This is a genomic window from Streptomyces sp. NBC_01261 (genome assembly GCF_036226385.1).
In the GTDB taxonomy this organism is placed as follows: Bacteria; Actinomycetota; Actinomycetes; order Streptomycetales; family Streptomycetaceae; genus Streptomyces.
In genome coordinates, this window is record NZ_CP108463.1 from 10,953,955 (window position 1) to 10,971,508 (window position 17,554).

7 protein-coding genes are annotated in these 17,554 nt (G+C 72.0%); 5 read left to right on the forward strand and 2 right to left on the reverse strand.

Annotated elements, in window-relative coordinates; all coding sequences use genetic code 11:
• Window positions 1-49: 49 nt before the first annotated feature.
• Both OG226_RS48735 and OG226_RS48740 read right to left on the reverse strand, forming a co-directional pair.
• Window positions 50-1,135 carry a dipeptidase gene (locus tag OG226_RS48735; RefSeq protein WP_329352860.1) on the reverse strand — a complete coding sequence of 362 codons (1,086 nt, stop codon included), beginning with the start codon at window positions 1,133-1,135 and terminating at the stop codon, window positions 50-52.
• Window positions 1,132-2,445: an amidohydrolase family protein gene (locus OG226_RS48740; protein ID WP_329352861.1), complete on the reverse strand. Its 1,314-nt coding sequence runs from the start codon at window positions 2,443-2,445 to the stop codon at window positions 1,132-1,134. The genes OG226_RS48735 and OG226_RS48740 overlap by 4 nt, the downstream gene beginning before the upstream one ends.
• Before the next feature lie 186 nt (window positions 2,446-2,631).
• Here OG226_RS48740 and OG226_RS48745 point away from each other — a divergent pair, with 186 nt between their 5' ends.
• The 5 genes from OG226_RS48745 (at window position 2,632) to OG226_RS48765 (ending at window position 17,477) form a co-directional block, all read left to right on the forward strand.
• Window positions 2,632-3,393, forward strand: a complete 762-nt coding sequence (locus tag OG226_RS48745) for an IclR family transcriptional regulator (protein ID WP_328685960.1) — start codon at window positions 2,632-2,634, stop codon at window positions 3,391-3,393.
• Window positions 3,390-4,346, forward strand: coding sequence for an ornithine cyclodeaminase family protein (locus OG226_RS48750; protein ID WP_329352862.1), 957 nt, complete (start codon window positions 3,390-3,392; stop codon window positions 4,344-4,346). Before OG226_RS48745 ends, OG226_RS48750 begins: the two co-directional genes overlap by 4 nt.
• A 387-nt stretch (window positions 4,347-4,733) precedes the next feature.
• Window positions 4,734-5,225 (forward strand): YbaB/EbfC family nucleoid-associated protein, encoded by a 492-nt coding sequence (locus OG226_RS48755; RefSeq protein WP_329352863.1) that lies wholly within the window; start codon window positions 4,734-4,736, stop codon window positions 5,223-5,225.
• Window positions 5,222-5,557, forward strand: coding sequence for a hypothetical protein (locus tag OG226_RS48760; RefSeq protein WP_328685963.1), 336 nt, complete (start codon window positions 5,222-5,224; stop codon window positions 5,555-5,557). Before OG226_RS48755 ends, OG226_RS48760 begins: the two co-directional genes overlap by 4 nt.
• A gap of 1 nt (window position 5,558) precedes the next feature.
• Window positions 5,559-17,477 (forward strand): WXG100-like domain-containing protein, encoded by an 11,919-nt coding sequence (locus tag OG226_RS48765; RefSeq protein WP_329352864.1) that lies wholly within the window; start codon window positions 5,559-5,561, stop codon window positions 17,475-17,477.
• The last annotated feature ends 77 nt before the right edge of the window (window positions 17,478-17,554 follow it).

The window sequence follows — 17,554 nt, forward strand, 5'->3', positions numbered from 1 at the left end:
TGCGCCACGAGAACCCGCTGTGCATGACCGAGAACGTGGGCGCGGACTCTCAGGGCGTCCAGACGCGGTCGGCGTAGTCGAGGAAGTTGCGGCCGAGGATCTTCTCGATGCGTCCGGAGCGGTAGCCGCGCTTCTCCAGGAGGCGGATCAGGTCGCGGAACTGGTCGACGCCCCGCAGGTCCACGACGAAGGGGTAGGTGTCGGCCCGTTCGCCCGCGGCGCCGACGCCGGCCGCGTGCCTGGCGGCGACGTGTTCGGCGAGAGCCGCCCGATAGGCGTCGAGGTCGTCCACGGCGGTGACGCTGCCGTCGGTGCCGATGCCGACGTGGTCCTCGCCGCAGACGTCGACCGCGTGCGCGATGTGGTCCACGACGTCGGTGGCGGTGGCGTGGCCGGTCGGATTGAGGAACGGCATGAAGTAGATGCCGACGAACCCGCCCCGTTCGGCGACCAGGCGGAGTTCCTCGTCCGTCTTGTTGCGCGGGAGGTCGGCCAGGGCACGGCACCCGGTGTGGTTGATCGACACGGGCTGCCGGGAGTGCCGAGCCGCGTCCAGGCAGGTGTTCTCCCCGCTGTGCGAGAGATCGACCATCAGGTGGTGGTCGTTGAGGGCCTCGACGACCTGGTGGCCGAACGGGGTCAGGCCCCGGTTGGCGGTGGCCATGGAGCCGTCGCCGAGGTGGTTGGCCTGGTTGTAGGTGAGCTGGACGACCCGTACGCCCGCCTCCGCGAACCCGGCGACGCGGCTGTCGACGAGGGCGGGGTCCGCACCGACGGCGACGGCGTTCTGGAAGCCGTAGATGACGCCGATCCGCCGCTCGCGGTGGGCGCGCCGGATGTCGTCGGCCGTACGGACCTTGAGCAGGTCGGCCGGGTGTGCGCCGATGATGCCGTCCCAGACCGCGATCTCGTCCAGCGTGTGTTCGTACGGCGGGAGGTCGCCCATGGTGTAGCCGAGGGTGATGTTGACGGCGGTCAGGCCGGAGGCGCGGGCCTCGGCGATCGCCCTTGCGTCGACCGCGAGTTGGGCGCTGTCGGGGTTGAGCTGCGTGGCGGCGGCCTGGGCGGCGGGTGTGTTGGGGTTGTCGAGCTGCCCCAGCGCGTTGACGATCATCGGGTGGGCGGCTCTGGTCACGGGGTGTCCTTGTCGAAGTCGGCGCGGTCGAAGCGGCGGCCGCGTTTCACGGTGAGGGTGATGGAGCGCAGGTTGGCGATGTCCCAGAGCGGGTCCTCGTCCAGGACGGCGAAGTTCGCGAGCTTTCCGGCTTCGACGCTGCCCATGTCCGCCTCGGTGCCGGCGGCCCTGGCGCCGACCAGGGTCGCCGAGCGCAGGACGTCGGCGGCGGACATGCCGCAACGGTCGACGAGGAACGCGAGTTCGCCGTAGAGCGCGGGGAACGGGTCGTCCGGGTCGGTCTCGAAATCCGTGCCGGTGCAGACGCCGACTCCGGCGCGGTGTGCCTGGGCGGTGAGGGTGGCGGCCAACTCGGTGTTGCGGCGGGCTCGTTCGGCGGATTCGGCGGTGTCGCCCCGGAGTTCGTCGCTGGTCCACAGGGACGCGGTGGCGTCGAGGACGGTGCCCCGGCGGCGCATCTCGGCGAAGAGCGCGGCCAGTCGCGGGTCGTCGCCCGCGGCGAAACGGTCGTGGTCCACGGGAGGCTTGGTCTTGTAGCTGCTCAGCGGCTCGGTGGGGTTCTCGAAGGCGAGCAGGGTGACATGGGAGACGCTGTCCACGCCCGCGGCGACCACCTCGCCGGGCGCGGCCGGGAAGACGGTGGCGTGCGCCCAGACGGCGATGCCCTGGCGGTGCGCCTCGGCGGTGACGGCGGCGACGGTCGCGGCGTCCAGGTCGGCGTAGACCTTGATCGCGGCCGCGTGGGTACCACGGGCCAGGGCGACGGCGACGGTGAGGTCGGTGTCGGGGGTGACGGCCTGCATCCAGGGGACGGCACCGGGCGTGGCGCCCCGGGAGACCTCGTGGGTGCGCGGGTCGTCGAAGAAGGACGGTCCGGCCATGAGCGCCGCGTAACGGATGTCGGGTCCGGGGATCTCGCCGACCAGGGTGGCCCGGGCGAGGTCGCCGATCTGCCGCAGGTCGTCGGCCATGTCACGGACGGCGGTGACCCCGCTGTGCACCAGACGCCGGAGCACCGCCTCGGCGACGGGCCGGTCGGGCGGGGTGGCCAGGTGCTGGTGGGTGTCGATCAGGCCGGGGACCACGAACCTGCCGTCGAGGTCGACGCACGGCGCGTCGGCGGCGAGCGGGGGCAACGGATCGCCGTCGGCGACGACGGTATGGATCCGGGCGCCGTCCGTGACGATCGTGGTGTCCGCCCGGGGCCGGTCGCCGGTGCCGTCGAAGAGGGTGGCGCCGCGGTAGACCGTGACGGTTCCGGAGGGCGGTGCGGCCCAGGGGGTCGGGGCACCCGGGGGCAGATCGGTCATGGTCACCTTCAGTCCGCGAGATTCAGTGTTGTTACGCTCTATGTAACATCTGTATCGTGTGATGAAAACGCGGATACTGTACTCCGTGACCGGTGGATCACCGCAAGGACCCGAACCGGACAGGCCGTCACGCCCGGACGCCGTGGTCCGTGGCCGCACCGTGGACGAAAGGGAAGAACCGCTGCCATGCCCGTCGCTCCCCGTACCCCGGCGCCGCCCAGGTCCGCCGTCGACAAGGCGCTGGACCTGGTCGAGGCCGTCTCGCGCGCACCGCACCCGGTGCGGCTGACCGATCTCGCCGCCGAGGTGGGCCTGCACCGTGCCACCGCCTACCGGATCCTGCTGGACCTGGTCCGACGGGGCTGGGTGCTGCGGGCCGGTGACCGTTATCTGCCCGGTGCCGCCGTGCTCCGGATGTCGGCCTCGGCCGCGGGCAACTCACTGACCGCACTGGCCCGTCCGGTGCTGGAACGGCTGTCCGCCGCGACCTCGATGATGGTCAACCTCCAGGTGCTGGAGGAGGGCGGCGCCCGGGTGATCGACGTGGTCAGGCCCGAACGGCTCGCCATGATCAGCCACTTGCGGGGCGAACTGCTGCCGGTACGACGGTTCGCCGGGCCGCTGGCCCTGGTCGCCGCCCTCGAACCGGACGCGAGGACACGGTGGTTGGCCGGACTCGGCGATGAAGCCGCCGACGTGGCACGGGAGTTGGCCGAGGTGGAACGGACCGGTGTCGCCGTGGAGCGCGGTCGTAACGACAAGCTGGTGGCCTCCGTCAGCCGGGCGGTGGTGCCCGACCCCGGGGCCCCGGTGTGCGCACTGACGGTCGTGGGACCGGACGCCGAGTTCGACGGGCCGGAACTGGCCTCAGTGGAGCGGGAGTTGCGCGCGGCGGCGGACGAGCTGGGGACGGCCCTGACCGCCGGTACGGCGGAGGCCGGCCGGTGAGCGGCCTGCTGGTGCTGGACCGTCGGCAGACGGCCGCCGCCCTGCGACCCGACGCCGTCCTCGACGCGGTGGGCCGGGCCCTGGTCTCCGTCGCCCGCGACGAGGTCTCCGTCCCGCCGCGGATCGCCGCACTGACCCCGACCGGCCTGCTGGGCGCGATGCCCGGCTACGTCCCCGGGCTCGGGCTGGCGGCGAAGCTGGTGACCGTGACCGCCGATCCGCGGCACCCCGGACGCGGATTCCACCGGGGACTGGTGGCACTGTTCGACGAACACGACGGGCGGGCACTGGCGCTCGTGGACGGCGAGTCGCTGACCGAGGTCCGCACGGCGGCGGTCGCCACCCGTAGCGCGCTGGCCCTGGCCGTCCGCCCCGGTCTAGGCCGGGTGGCGGTGGTGGGGACAGGTGCCCAGGCCCGCGCCCAGTTGGCGCTGCTCGCGACGGTGCGGCCGGAGGCCGAGGTGACGGTGGCCGGCCGCGATCCGGTACGGGCCGGCGCGGCGGCCTCGTTGTATCCCGGCGCGCGGGTCGCCGCCGGAGTCGAGGAGGCGGTACGCGAGGCCGATGTGGTGTTCTGCTGTACCGGCGCCACCGCCCCCGTCGTCCGACGCGAGTGGCTCGGTCCCGGCGTCCATGTCTCGTCGGTCGGCGGTTCCCAGGGGCCCGAACTGGACCCCGGCACCGTCCGGGACGCGGTCCTGTTCGCCGAGTGGACCGGCGCGGCCACCGCGCCACCACCGGCGGGCGCCCACGAACTCCAGAACCTCGCCCCCGGCAGGACGGTGACCCTCCTCGGGTCCGTCCTCGACGGCGGCCATCCGGGCCGGGGCGGTAACCCCGACGCCCTCACCGTCTTCAAGTCCACCGGCCACGCCGCCCTCGACGTCGCGGCGGTCCGGGTCGCCTATGACGTGGCGCTCGAACGTGGCTGGGGCGTGCACGTGGACCTGTGAGGGACGAGGACCCCGCCCGAAGAACGGCAAGGCCATCCTGTCCCCACGGTCGGGCCGTCGCCGGGTCTCCCTCCGCGGTCGCGCCGCCACTTCAAGTCGCCCTGGTACAGGCGAAGTCAATGCGGATACGGATCTTCATCCCTTGCACGTCATGTGCCGTTGGGGCGGACGTCAACCAGCCCGGCCATGATCGGACGTCTGCGGGCCCGAGCCGCGCGCGTCCTGTCCCAGGGCGAGTGATACGGGCCCCCGGGTGCGTACGGACGGGACCTCCGGTGCGCGCCGACGTGACCGCCGCCGGTACGTGTCCGTGCTGCCGACGTGGCCCTCGCCGGTACGCGCTGCGGCCACCTCCGGTGAGTGGAGTACGAGGAAGATGGAGACCGGATGACCCAGGAGCCCGAGTCCGGCCCGGACGGCTACGAGGAGCAGCTGGAGCGACGCCTCGCCCGGGCCAGGGTCGAACTGGCGGCAGCCGAGCGGGACGCGGCACGCGCGGAGGCCGACATGGCCGGCTTCTCCTCGGCCACGGTCTCCGAGGACGGTTCCGTCGAGGTCACCGTCGGACCCCGGGGCGAACTGAGCGACCTGCGGTTCCTGGGTGACAAGTTCCGTGAGATGTCGAGCGCGGAACTGGGCGCGGCGATCATCGAGGCGGTCGAAACGGGCCGCGCGCAGGCACGACGCGAGGCGGCCCGCCACTTACGGCCGCTCGACACCCCCGGCCCGCAGGTGCCCGAACTTGCCGGACTCGACATCGACTGGGCCCGGTTCGCCGGCCCGTCCGCCCCCGCCCGGAGCAGATCCGCCAGATCCGCCGCACGCAATCGGCTGCACGACGAGATCGCCGACGACGAGGAAGACGGAGGCACCCGATGACCGGCCCGTCCTACACATCGAACCCGGCGGCCATCATCGGTGGCACCCGTGTCATCGAGGACCTCGGCAGGTATGCCGACGAGGTCGGCGCGTCCGCCCATGCCGCCCTGGCCGACACCAGCTGGACCGGCGACGACAGCTACGGGCAGCAGCTCAGGCAGGAGTTCGTCCAGACCCGCGACTCCGTCCTCGCCACCATCGACGCCATCGCCGCGGGCATCTCGGCCGTGGGCGACGGCACGCTCGACAACCTGCGCTCGATCCGCGGCAACCAGGGCGGGATCCTCGACGCCATCCACGAACAACAAGGGCGGACCGGGAGCCGGCCGTAACGTGGCCATCGTCGTCCCGCCCAAGCTCAACTGGCTGTTCTTCATCCTCATCGGGGAAAAGTTCCTGGAGGCCAACGAGGACCACGCCTACGACACCAGCCAGTCGTTCGACCAGCTCCGCCAGCACGTCGGCGCGCTCAAGTCACGGGCGAAACAAGCGGTACTGGCCGTGGGGGAGGGACTCCCCAAGGGAACCGCCGACCAGTTCATCGGGGCGATCAACCAAGTACTGCCCTATCTCGACCAGTTCGAGGCCGACCTGGACAAGGTGACCAAGAACCAGGTCGGCATCGCCATGCAGATCCGCGAGGCGAAGTGGAACATCATCGCCGAACTGGTCCGCCTGTTCATCGAACTCGCGATCCTCGCGGTGATGTCGTTCTTCACCGGCGGCGCCAGCGCCAGCCAGGCGGCGGTGGCACGTGCCCGCAGCCGCGTGTTCATCCTGGAGGTCCTGCTCGAACTCTCGCGCCGCACGCACCTGTTGCCCAGCTTCCTGGAGGCCGCCGAGGAGGCCTTCATGACGCTCGCGGTCCGGCTGGCCATGATGACGGGCGCCCCCAAGGGGCAACGGCCGAAGTCGATCGACTGGGGCGACATCGGTCTCAGCGCCGCGTTCGGCGCCGTCGCGGGGTTCCTCGCGCCGATCTTCGCGAAGACGATGAAGAACGTCACGAACAACCTCAAGAACATCGGTGACCTGGGGAAGAAGTTCGACGACATCAACCTGGTCGGGCCGAAGGCACCGAAGCCGAACACCACCGACCTGAACCTGAAGAACAGGCCGAAGCCCGGTCCCACGCCGAGACCCGGGGCCCACGTCCCCAAATCGACCTCCGTTCCCACGCCCACGCCCACTCCCACCCCCACTCCCCACGGTGACGAGAGCCTCTTCGGCAAGGGGCTCGATCAGAGCGGCGAGTTCATCGCGGACGGCGCTTCGGAGACGTTGGCCGAGTCCCTCGTGATGGGCGCGTTCTTCGGTGACTTCACGCCCAGTTGGCAGACGTTCGTCGGGTCGGGCCTGAGCGAGCGGTTCGAGGCGGGAGCGGAGCACGCGGTCACCAACAGTGCCGACTGGCTCAGAACCTTCGGAAACCCGCCGACGATCTCCACATCGGTCTCCGATACCGGCACCGGCACCGGAGACGCCGCCCACATCGGTCAGAACTCCGGCCCGGGCAAGAGCGGCGACACCAAGTCCGGTGCGGGAAGCGGCCCGCACACGCCCGTGGACGCGGACACCGGCAACCACATCGACACGGACACCGGTACACCTACGAAGGCGCCCCCGGTCCATGTCATCGACCCACCGCCCCACACGTCCGTCCCGGTCGTTCCACCTGTGGTGGGGTCTTCAACGCCGGTCATTCCGCCGGAGGTTGGGGCGTCCACGCCGTCGACAGGCCCCGTGACGGTCACGCCGTCCGCCCCGCCGTCCGTCACCGGTGACAGTGTCACTCCCGCAGCGCCCGTCGCCACGCACGGAAGCAACGGCAACGGCAACGGCACCGAACCTCCGCCGCTGACGCACGACTTGAACACCCCGGAGATTGAGCCGGTCGGAACGACGCGGATCGACCCGCCCACCATCGGGCCCACCGTCCCATCCGCCGTCACCCACAACAACGTTCCCGAGCAGGGGAGTTCGAGCAACGACACGGGCAGCGGCGATCCGACCCCGCACCCTGTCCGAGCCCCGACTCCGACCCGCACCCCGACGACGGACACCGGAACGGATAGCGGCACCGGCAAGGGAAAAGCACTGGCCCCACCAACAACGGACGCCCCGGGACCAGACCCCGGCACCCACCCCGCCCCGCTCGTAGGCGCGGCCCACGACGACCACGCCGACGCCGTACGGTCGTTGCGGCACGCGGTCGACACCGCCGAACGGCTCCGCGTGCGGGTCGAGGCCGGCGAGGGAACGAGCCGCGACGTCACCGCGCTGCACGACGCGGACGACAGGGTGCGGCAGGCGCAGGCGGACCTCTCGCGGACGGAGACGCGGCTGCGCGCATTGGGCGAGGCGCCGCGTTCTCACGCCGACGCCGCGCTGGACCTCGGCTCCGACGCCTCGGCGCAGCCCTCCGCCATCGTCCCCGTGGTGAACCGCTCCGACACCCAACGCCACTGGATCGCCTCGCAGTTGACCGAGGACGACCTGCCCCACGACTTCTCCGCCGCCGGTCTCCCGACCGGCGATGCCGACGTGGACGTAGCCGACCTGTCCGCCACCGGAACAGCCCTCACCGTCGAGCAGCGGACCCAGGCAGTCATGGCGGGCGGCAGACTGTCCCTGCGGGAGGCCGGACTCACCCCCTTGCAGCAGGCCAAGGCGCTGATGCTGGGACCCGGTCCGTGGTCCGGGCACCTCGACACCGCCGCCGCCACGGCCAGCAGGCGTCTGTGGGACGACGCGTTCACGGACTTCGCGCTGAACACGCCAGGGTCGGCTCCTGACACCGCACGCCAGTCGTGGGACACCGCCACCGTGCTCGTGCTGCCCCTGGAACTGCATCCCGTGCTCGCGGACTCGCGGCACGCGATCGAGTCGTACCGAAGCGCGGTACGTCAGGTCGCCGACCTGCTCGCCGCGGGCGGGACGCGTGCGGAGGCGACCTCGCTCGCCGACGGTCTCCGCAGGGGCCTCGGGCTGCCGCAGCGGTTGCGGGGCGGTGCCCCCAAGCCCGGGGAGTCCTCCGACGTTCCGCAGCCAGTGGTCACCGTGAGCGGCGGGACCCCCCTCGTCGCGACGCCGTCCACCACGACCGACTCGACGACCGACGCGACGACCACGATCACGGAGATGCCGTTCGACGGGCGGCTCAAGTCCGGGGACGACAGGTCGACTTCGGTATCTCCGCGCGGTCCGGACGACCCGCCGGAGAAGCCCCGTCGGCAGCGCCCGCCCCGCAAGGGCGCCCCGCCGAACGGCCGTACCCCCCTGCTCGAACCCATCGACGAGGACACCGAGGCCAGATTCACCGCCCCGCCGGTCAAGAAGCCCGCCACGCCGGGGCCGACCTGGGTGGTGCACGACCTGGACTCCCGTCGCCCGCCGCGGGTCGACCTCGACCTGCCCCCCGCGCCGTACAGCGGCGGCGGACCCGCGTCGTTCACCGACGGTGCCCAACTGCCCGTCTACATGGGCGGCATCGGCGGGTTGCTGCGCGGGCTGCCGCGGAACCTGCTGCGCCGGTCCTACGCCCTGGGCCAGGGGGACCGTGTCCTGCGCGGCGCCGACCGCGTGGTCGAGCAGCTCGACCTCAACCTCCGGCAGCCGCCCGGCGTCCGCCCCCGTCCCGCGCGCCCCGGCGGCAACCGCGCCGGCGACGGGCTCCTCGACGACGTACGACACACCCTCGTCCACAACCCGAGCGGCTTCTTCGGCGACGGACAGCAGTTCAACTACCGCACGGTGGACGGCAAGTCGCGGGTTCTCACGGTCACGGCCCGACCGTACGGGCAGTGGGAGAGGTTCACCTTCGGCTACGCCAACCCCGTGAAGATCGACACGATGCAGCGCAACACCGCCCTCACCGGCCGGGTCGCCGTGAACAGCACGTCGGCGTCCCTCGCGCCCACCGCACCGCTCGGACCGGTGAAGACGCTGTTCGCGCCCTGGGGACGGGTCTTCGCGCAGTTCTCCTGGACCAAGCGGGTCGAGTACAACCTGCAGAACCTCGTCGTGAACCAGAACGAGACCCGCACGACCGACGGCTCGCACGCCCATCTCGACGACGTCTGGTACGAGTTCAAGGTCACCGATCCGGCCGGACGCCCCGTGGACCGGACCGGCAAGGCGATCCGGTCCACGTCCGGCACGCGTGGTCAGGTCGCCTTCGGTTTCGCCGTCAGGGACGGGCTGTTCGTGCGCATCGCCGACAGCCTCACCCGGCCCAAGCCCCCCGCCGACCGGCTGCCCCCGCGGATGCGGCTCGACCGCGGCTCCAACTACCGCATGATGAACACGGAGAGCTTCGGCCCCGTCGCACACATCCGGGACTGGGCGCTCCAGCAGATCGGCACCGACACCGACAGCATGGCCGGCAAGCAGATCAACTCGTTCTTCTCCACCGACGGGTTCCACCGCATGAGCCGGGTCATGGCGGCCGGGACGGTCACGTCACCGCCGCTGTTCAAGGACGACGCGGGGCGCGAACCGCTCGGTGTCTTCTCGGTCCGGGTACAGCCCGGCGAGGCCGTCCTCATCAGCGAGACCACCGCCGCCGAACTCCGGGACATCTCCCAGACGACGGTCCGCAACGAGCGCACCACCGGCAGGTCCTCGGGCGTCGACATCGGCGGTGCCCTCGGCCCCGCCTTCCAGCTTCTGGGCATCGACCACGGCAAGTTCGACCTGCGGCTCCTCGCCGGTCTCAACTTCCGCTACGGCGCCTCCCGCAACCGCGCCTCCGTCACGGGCGGAACCGGCGCCGTGAAGTCGGCCGGGCAGGCGAAGGGCGACCCCACGGGCCTCTACCTGGTCCAGAAGACCGTCACGGTCACCGCACCGCCCGACACCAAGGCACCGCTGCCCGACCGCAGGCGCGACGACGCGAGCTCGACACCCGGCAAGCTGCGCAAGAACCCCCCGCGGACCTGGAGCGAGGCACCGCGGACCCGTACGTTCCAGACATGGGCCGTGGAACGGCTCACCCGCACCGAGGCACGCCGCCTCGCCGGGGAGGCGAGCCCCGCGCCGGGCACGCCGCCCAGGGTGCCGCCGTACCTCACGCAGGACTCGCCGGCCACCCTCGGCATGAGCAGGGTCGAGGAGTTCACGTTCGCCGACGGCTCCTACGTACGGGACATCGACGGCGAGGACCGCACGTTCCTCGACCACTTCGGCGACCAGGTCCTCGAAGAGGTCGCGCGCGCCTATCCGGACCTCGTCGCGCCCCTGTCCGAACTCGATCCCGCCCATCCCCGCTGGCGCAACGCCGACCACTTCCAGATGGCGGTCTCCAACACCCTGGAGGTGCTCAACACCCTCGCCTTCCACAGCATGGCGGGCAACCTGGAGACGATGATGACCTCGGGGCTGCGGATCTCCCTGGTCGACTCCCGCCGAGCCACCCGCGCGCACCGCTACGTGTGGGTGGACGCCGCCCTGACCGACCGGCGTTTCGAGGGCACGCAGAAGGACCTGCGGCTGCGGTTCAGCGCACCCGGCAGCGAGAACCTCGGCGGGCGGCAGAACAGCGCGCGCGGCGCGCACATCGGCGCGGAGGGGCTGCTGTCGCTGCGGGACGCGACGACCGACAGCGCGGGCGGCCCACTGCACGCGGGCACCGGTTCCCTGGGCGTGCGCTGGGGCGGCCGTACCGACTCGGAGAGCGGTTACGGGGCCGCCGCCACGCACGAGGCCATGTCGATCGGCACCAAGGGCACCCACCTTTACAGCTACGAGGTCACCCTCACCGCACGGCGCGGCGGCTTCCGCCGGTTCCGCGGCCTGCTGCGCGGTGTCCTCTTCCTCAACCTGCTCGGCACGCGGCCGTTCGTCTTCACCGAGCGGGAGAAGAACCTCATCGGCCCGACCGGTGCGCCGACGCCGGGCGCCAAGGGACCTTCCGTCGGACGGGTGCTGCTCGGCGTGCCCGTCGAGCACACGCCCGCCCGCGACACCGCACGCCCGCACCACCCCCTGCACGGAGTGCCCCTCGCGAGCACCGCGCAGACCGCACGGGACCTGGCGCTCGCCACCCGCGGCCTGTTCGAGCGGGCAGGGCGTCGGGGCCGCGAGGAGTACCGGCGCCACCCGTACCTGACCCTCGCGGTCGTCGCGGACCCTGCCCTCGGCCGGGCCGCCGAGGACGTCCTCAAGGAGTCGTCGGGCAACTCCTGGATGCTGACCCACCAGGGCGCCCCCGTCCACGACGCGGCACTGCGCGTGTTCCAGAGCCAGTTCCTGACCGCGAACTTCGACCAGTCGTCCGCCCCGACCGGCTGGCGCGCCTCCGGGCTGTGGGCGAAGGCCCCCTACCTGGACCGCTCCTCCGTCCTCGCCCACCGCAGCCGCCTGCGCCCCGGGAGCCTCACCGCCGTGACGGGCGCCATCCCGATCGAGGCGGAGACGACCGTCGGCGGTGCCACCCAGGCCTCGGGACGCACCACCAGCACCAGCACGCTGTTCTTCGGCGGCCAGCTCGTCTACCTCCACTCGCACGACACCGGTACCGGGACCACCGGCAACTACGGTCTCGTCGCCAGCCCCTACCGCCTCGACAAGTCCCGCTTCCGGGCCGTCTCCCGGACCGCGCTCGCCGAGATCAACCGCAAGGACCAGGGCCGCCAGGTACTCGTCACCGCCGACGTCGACCACGAGATCGCCGCCACCTCCACCCTCGTCGGTGAACGCGCGACGGGCGTACGGCGGCTGCCCCGTTGGCTCGCCGGCGCGTCCGGACGGCGGGTCCTCGTCAACGACGGCTGGGTCGGGCACGTCCCGGAGAAGAGCGCCTACCGGATGGGACTGCTCCGGGACCGCTGGGGCGACGTACCGCTCTACACCCGGCGCCGGTGGTCGCCCCAACCCTGGCTCCTGGACCATCCGTTCGGCAGTTTCCCGCTCACCGCGCTCGACACCGCGGCCGTACTCAACGACTTCGACCGGCAGTTGAGGCCGCTCGGGCTGACGTCCAGCGACCGGGACACGGTGCACCGGCTGATGTCGGAACGTGTCGTGCGCGCCCTCGGCAAGGAGATGACGGGCGGCAGCTCCTCCGTGCCCGCCCGCGTGGGCCGTTGGGGCTCGTCCTCCGCCAACCTGTGGATCGGCAGTCGCAAGGTACGGGCGCGCGCCGAGCTGATCCCGGTGAAGGTGCCCGTCGGCAGGCCCGCACCGGACGGCAGCGGCTTCGGCGGCCTCGGCCACAGCGTGGAGTTCGAGGAGCACCGGCACGCGGTGGAGACCACGCAGGAGGGCCGCGGTCGCGCCTCCGGCGCCAGCGTCGGCACCACCGTCGCCCAGGGCGCCCACACCGGCAACGACACCGTGCGGATGGCCGGGCCGACGTACGCGGAGGTCGGCTCCACCCAGCAGACCACCGCCCAGAACCAGTCCGAGGGCAGCGTGCGGATCGCCACCGCGACGACGACCCAGGGACACGCCGAGTACGTCACCCGCTACCGGATGCGGCTCACCCTGGAGGTCAGCGACACCCGCGAGCCGAGGACCGGCACCGGCGCCTCCGCCCGGGTGAAGCGGGCCGCGCACCGCACCTGGCGCGGTGTCTCCGGCCGACGCCTGCTGCGCGTCAGCTCCGAGGGCGACGTCGGAGAACTCGTCGAGCACTACCCACTCAGCCTCATGCGCCCCGACCCCGTCGACCCCACCGCCGAACGCGATGACCCGCTGGTCCCGGCCACCCTCGACGCCCCCGGCCCCTCCCGCCGCGTCGCACCGCCCGCCACGACCGGCCCCGGCGGCTGGCTCGACACGCTCCACCCGGACGACAGCATGAAGCCGTTCACCATGCCGCCGGACGGCTTCAAGGTCCGCCGGATCGTCGGCGTCGACCAGCTCCACACAGCCAACTCCCTTGTCCTCGCCTCCGCCTACGACACGTCCTTCCCGCTCACCGACACGGTCGACGACGACCTGATCGCCCGCGCCCAGGACACCCCGCTCACCCGCGCCGGCACCGGGCCCGCCCAGAACCTGGAGGACGGCACCGGCAACGGCGCCCTCAGCGCCTTCTACGACCGCACCCTCGACCCCGGCGGCTACGAGGTGGCCGGCCTGACCGAACGCGGCTTCTTCGGCGGCGCCGACGCCGACCTCCGGCTCTACTCCCGGCCGCGGTTCCGGCAGGCGCGGCTGCTCGCCGTCACCGACGGCATGAAGCACGAGGCACCCAAGCGCCATGTGCAGGGCGGTGGCGCGAGCGCCGGGCGCGTCGGGCAGACCGAGTCGTCGATCGGCGGCGGTCCCGCCACGTCGTCCTCCGCCACCGGCACCAACCAGATGGGCGCCTCGGGACCGGGCGACGTCTCGACCGAGTCCGACACCCTCGCCTCGGCCGGCGACCGCCTCGCGTCGGTGAACGTCAAGCCGAACACCACCCGTACGTTCCTGTTCGCCATCCCCACGACCTGGCTGAGCGTCGCCGCGGTCCACCACCACGTCAAGGACTCCGCGCCGGTGCGGGCGATGCGCAGCCCCTTCGGCAACCCGCAGCGCGCGCCGCAGGCACGCGAGACCGAGACCACCGTCCTGGCCTGGGTCCGCGAGGACGTCGCACGTGAACTGGGCCTCGTAGCGGACGAGGGGTTCCCGCCGGTGGCCGCCAAGGCGTGGGACGCGGTCACCAAGGCCGACAAGGAGTGGACGGCCGCCGACAAGAAGTACTGGGAGCTGCGCCGCGACGAGGGCCCGCGCCGCGAGACCGCGCTCACGGACGCCGAGACCCTGCTGACCACCCTCACCGCCCGCGACCCCGAGACCCTGCCCCAGGTGATCGCCGCACGGGGCGAACTCGCCCGTGTGGAACAGGAGAACGACGGCGCGGAACCCGCGCACGACGGCTGGGCGGAACTCCACGACGCGGAGCGCGACGCCGCACACGACCGTGTGACGGCCCTGCTGCGGGCGGCCGAGGACGAGGTCACCACCGCCCGTACGGCCCGCGACACGGCACTCGGCCAACTGGACGCCTTCACAGCGGAGTTGGGCGAACGACGTGCCTTCGCCGAGGCGCTCGCCGACGAGTACGCACGCGTCCGGGAAGCAGCCGACCGCCTGACCCGCTGGCACCAACTCGCGGCCACACCGGCGGGACGCGCCCAGCTCGGCACCACCCCGGAACCGGACGAGGTCGTCTTCCGGTCCCCACCGGCACCGGGCACCGCGAAGGCACCGGAGACGGAGAAGAAGACCACCGAGACGACCGACAAGACGGCCAGTGACAAGGACGCGGAGAAGAAGGACGCGGAGAAGAAGACCAGCGACACGGACGCGGAGAAGAAGGACGCCGAGAAGAAGACCAGCGACAGGGACGGCGACAAGAAGGACGGCGAGAAGAAGAACGGTGGGGAGCAGGACGAGGCGGCAGGCAACGCCGACCTGCGCCCCGCGTTCAGCCGCCCGCCGTGGGAGACGGACGGCACCCCGGACCCGGCGCTGCGCCGCTTCGACGCGGCCCAGGACCACCGCACCCTCACCGCCACCGATCCCGACGGCCGGAGCTGGGTCTACGACCTGCACGAACCGGACGGCGACGGCAACGGGTTCTTCACGGCGATCCTCGGTGTCGGGGATCGCGACGGGCCGACGGCGGTGTCGGAGACCCGACGCGCCGGACTGGCCGGTCGCGTGGCCCGGAGCGTCGACATGCCCCGGGACGTGGCACTCGACCCGCAAGCGGTGTTCCGTATGGCCGAACTGACCAGCAGGCTCGGCGAGCACTTCCGGCGCGATCCCGCTCTGTCCGGCACCGTCGAGGAGCACGGCGGCCGGCTGCCCGACGCCCTGCTCACCGCCCTCACCCCCGCCCAGCGGCAGAGTCTCGTACGGCTGCACGTGCAGCGGGCCCGCCGTTGGGACGACGCGACGGCGGACCTCGCCGCGGATCTGACGGCGCGTTCCCTCGGGGTGGACATCACGGTCGTGGGGGAGGACGGCAGTTACCGGTTCTTCCCGGGCTCCGCCGATCCGACGGCTGGCCCGCTCCGGCAGGTGACCGTCTACCGGCGCGGTGACAGCTACCTGTCCGCCCGTCCCCGGTCCTCAACACCGGTGCCGGCGCCGCCCGTTCGGGGTGCTGAGCTGCCGGGGGACAAGGACGCCGAGGACACGAAAGGCAAGGGCAGCGACGACAAGGGAGCCAAGGGCGACCAGGACACGAAGAGCAAGGAGAGCCAGGGCAAGGAGACGACGACCAAGGAGACGCAGAGCAAGGACAAGGCCGACTCGGAGACACAGGCCAAGTCGGACACGCAGGCCAAGTCCGTCGGCGACAAGCAGCCGCCGCCCGGCCGGACCGTCCGCGTGGACGGCCGACAGATGACCCTCCAGAACGTCCGCCCCGACGGCAACTGCCTGTTCACCGCCATCATCGCCGGCATCGGCGCCCAGCATCCCGGCCACACCGTGCGGGGCAGAACCGTACGCACGATGACGGTCACCGATCTGCGCAACGACACCGCCGCCTGGTACGGGACGTCCGCCGCCGCCCAACAGCACGCCACGCGGGACCCGTTGGAGACGATCGTCCACGACAGGTACCCGGACCTGCGCAGCCTTCAGCCCCCGCTCGCGCAGCTGGGCCTGCGCAGGAACATCCCGCTGACCTCCGCGCAACAGGCGGGAATCCAGGCGCAGTTGAAGGCCGAGGGGCTGGAGAACGTCACGGGTCCGGTGGCGAACGCCCGAAGCCGCGCGCTGACCGACCAGGCGCACGCGAACAACGTGCGCCAACTGGTCCTGCGTACCCTGCACGGCCCCGCAACGTCGCGGTCGCGGGCGCTGTGGCGGGAGATCCGCAGCCACCTGCCGACCGTCGTGCCCGCCACCCCGGCGCAGACCGTCACGCTGGGGGAGCGTGGGTTGGTCGACCGCGCGATCCGCTCGCCCGAACTGTGGCACACGCCCTTCTACGACGACGTACCCCTGCTGCTCACCCAGTCGCTGGGCATCGACCTCGTCGTCGTCCAGCCCGACGGCCGCGGCGGATCCATCCTGCACCGTCTCTCCGAGGACGCCAACGGGCCTACCGTGTACGTCGCTTACAACGGCGTCGACCACTACGAGACGTTGCTGCCGACGGCCCCGCGGCCCGGTCCGAGCGGTGACCTCACCGCCGGTTTCGGTGACCCCGTGATGCCGAAGCGCGTGAAGGACGAGGAGCGCGACGACGCGGGCGACGTACGGACGAACCCGCTGTGGATCCCTCTCGAAGAGATGGACCCCGACCTGCTCATCACCGGCAACCGCGACGCGGTGTGGCTGTACACGGTGACCGACGACGGCCGTGTGCTGCTCGGCAGCGAGGTCCCTTCGCAGGTGATGGCGCAGGACCGGTTCGACGCACTGCTCGCCGGTGTCCGCACCCGACGCCCCGAGGTGACGGTGGAGTCGCTGCGGGCGGAGATCGACGGCCTCGGGCACACCGGCATCGCCGCCGTGTTCGAGGAGGGCGGTCGTACGCGGCCCGGCGCGAGCCGGGTGTCGGGCGAGTTCCGCTGGAGCGAGAGCCTGCGGTCGTGGACCGTGAACGACAAGTCCGGCCGCTACATGAGCAAGTCGGTACGGCCGGACGTCGACCCCGTGGTCGCGGCCGGCTGGCTGGACAACGTCGCCGCACTCTTCACCGACCGTGTCGGCGTCCAAGTCGCCCCGGACCAGGTGAAGTCGAGCGCCACCAAGGCTCCCGAGCCGAAGCCCGGAGACACCGAAAACCGGTCCGCTTTCGCGTCCTTGCCCATGATGCTGCGTCAGCCCGCAGGCGGCGGCGACTGGTTGCCGTCCGCGCTGGTCGACGCCTTGAAGAAGAAGGGATCCGACCCGTTCGGCCGACCGGGACTCGGGGGTCTTCTCGGGGGACCGGACCCGTCCGACGCGCTGCACCGCTGGACCGAGTTCCGGCTCGCGGCCCCGGACGCCGCGACGAGGGTGCCACGTCTGGCCGCCGCCGACTGGGCTGGTCCGGCGCACACGAGGGTGTCGCTCGACGACCTCGCCGCGGTGGGTGTGACCCCGACACCCGACCAGGCCGCGTTCGCGGCGCTGACCGGCGCGCTCCCGCTCGGCGACCTGACCTTGACGCTCGCACAGCGCTACCGACTGCTGCGCCGCTGGGCGGACCGCGACGACCTTCTCACCGAGATTGCCGCGGGCACGGCAGCGCGGGACCTGGGAATCGTCCTGACGCTGGTGACCGACGACGGGACGGTACGCCGCTTCGAGCCGTGAGGGTCGGCCCCGCCCCGGCCCTGAGCTCACCACGAACTTCCCGGGTCCCGCCGTGCTGACCGGTGCCGGCTACTCGC

What these genes read in the sequence shown, in the direction of transcription:
- OG226_RS48740 (WP_329352861.1), bottom strand. Translation starts at nt 2,445, where the DNA reads ATGACCGATCTGCCCCCGGGTGCCCCGACCCCCTGGGCCGCACCGCCC.
- OG226_RS48760 (WP_328685963.1), top strand. Translation starts at nt 5,222, where the DNA reads ATGACCGGCCCGTCCTACACATCGAACCCGGCGGCCATCATCGGTGGC.
- OG226_RS48745 (WP_328685960.1), top strand. Translation starts at nt 2,632, where the DNA reads ATGCCCGTCGCTCCCCGTACCCCGGCGCCGCCCAGGTCCGCCGTCGAC.
- OG226_RS48755 (WP_329352863.1), top strand. Translation starts at nt 4,734, where the DNA reads ATGACCCAGGAGCCCGAGTCCGGCCCGGACGGCTACGAGGAGCAGCTG.